Genomic DNA, 1,108 nt, shown 5'->3' on the forward strand with positions numbered 1-1,108 from the left:
CTCTTGGATATCCCATCATCATCCCCTGATACTATTTAAGAGTTATCATTGTTTTGCATATTTTATTTCAGACTAACCCTTAGATGGATTTAAGGTGTGATTTCAATAATTTTTCCGCATTATCTAAAAGCATCAACTTTTAGACTGGTACACAGGACATTTATGTTCGTTCTTTGTGTTGGTTTGTTTTGTAAAACAGGACAAATCTATCAATTCTATTAAATCGATTAATTCAACTATTACATATAAAGATTTTATTCATATACTGTAGTAGATTACTAGAAAGGAGGCGTAAGCATGGACAGTTGTGTTTTATTCGTTAATGGACAACCTTTTTTAGTGGTCTCAGTTGCCGGAATCGAAATTGCTAGATTAGAGCTTTCTCTTCAAGTAGCATTGACTTTAATAGCATTAGGGATTCCAATTTGTGCATAAACCTTAGGTTTTGTTTAAAAAGAGGGCATTAGCTCTCTTTTTTTGATTTATACCTTATCTTTTCTTAACAACAACAAAACGCTACCTAGATCACGGCAGCGCCTATGATAATTGATATTGTTTTAATTATTAACAAGTATATTTGGCCCTTTCTTCAACATGTACAAGAAACCCGAAATGAATACGACACTAAATATAATAATAGAAGACCACATATTAAAATGATATTCTTTACCTGCAACTAAATTATATATGTTATGTACCAAGAAATTAGCACCTATGATAATTCCACCTAAAAATGAACTAATTAATATGCACATTACATAAAATTTGAGCCTCTGAAACATTTTCCATCTACCCCCTTTTCTAAAATAAACTTTATTTGGGGTTATTTAGGTCATTATAACATTAATTTTATACTTTTTATAAAAACTGTTTTTTAATTACAGTTATTTTAAGGAAGGCATTATCCATTCAAATGTCCATTTTGTTCAATAAAAAATGAGGACCTGCGCCAGTAGATCCTCTTAATGTGATAAGGGTTTTCAATGAGCATTAAAATAAGGATAGATACAAGCCAGTAAGCCTGCCCTACACTTCAATATATGCTTGTCCTCATCAAAAGGTGAAAACAAGAGAAAGCACTCCCCAATAAGTGCTCTCTCTTGAAAAA

Annotated in this window: 2 protein-coding genes; one reads left to right on the top strand and one right to left on the bottom strand. The window is 31.4% G+C overall.

What is annotated here, in order from left to right:
* Nucleotides 1–297 precede the first annotated feature (297 nt).
* Nucleotides 298–435, top strand: a complete 138-nt coding sequence (locus ABWK52_RS28650; RefSeq protein ID WP_000376551.1) for a DUF3956 domain-containing protein — start codon at nt 298–300, stop codon at nt 433–435.
* Between the two features lie 122 nt (nt 436–557).
* On the opposite strand, the gene ABWK52_RS28655 is transcribed toward ABWK52_RS28650, so the two are convergent.
* Nucleotides 558–782 carry a hypothetical protein gene (locus ABWK52_RS28655; RefSeq protein ID WP_000487740.1) on the bottom strand — a complete coding sequence of 75 codons (225 nt, stop codon included), beginning with the start codon at nt 780–782 and terminating at the stop codon, nt 558–560.
* Nucleotides 783–1,108: the final 326 nt, after the last annotated feature.

Origin of the sequence: Bacillus sp. AP50 (assembly GCF_040492675.1) — a bacterium.
GTDB lineage: Bacteria > Bacillota > Bacilli > Bacillales > Bacillaceae_G > Bacillus_A > Bacillus_A cereus.